At 72.8% G+C, this 383-nt stretch carries 1 protein-coding gene; it reads left to right on the top strand.

The window, feature by feature from the left end:
• Nucleotides 1–13: 13 nt before the first annotated feature.
• Nucleotides 14–383, top strand: a 370-nt coding sequence (locus AMS65_RS00455) for a pyridoxal-phosphate dependent enzyme (RefSeq protein ID WP_241489283.1), incomplete at its 3' end; no start/stop codon positions are given.

Genomic DNA, 383 nt, shown 5'->3' with positions numbered 1-383 from the left:
CGATGCCGTGGTGATGCCGGTCGGCGCGGGCAGCAGCCTGCTGGGGTGCGCGTTCGGGTTCCGCGAGCTGCTGCATGCCGGTGCGATTGATCGCTTGCCGCGACTGTACGCCGCGCAACCCCAGCACTGCTCGCCGGTCGATGCGGCGTTCCACGTGAAACCGGCGCCCGGTGCTGCAGCCGCGCGAGCAGCGGCGTTTCAAGCGGCAACCGCCCGCCCGGTCATGCCGACGATCGCTGAGGGAACGGCAATCGCCCGCCCGCTGCGCCTCATGCCCATGCTCGAGGCGCTGCGTGAGAGCGGCGGAGGCACGGTGGCGGTTCCTGAGGCTGGGATCCGCCACGCGCCCGCCGGGCTCGCGGCGCGCGGGCTCTATGTCGAGC

Source organism: Leucobacter celer subsp. astrifaciens, from assembly GCF_001273835.1.
Lineage (GTDB): Bacteria > Actinomycetota > Actinomycetes > Actinomycetales > Microbacteriaceae > Leucobacter > Leucobacter celer.
The sequence above is the reverse complement of the archived record's forward strand: the minus strand, read 5'-3'. Positions and strand labels throughout refer to the sequence as shown.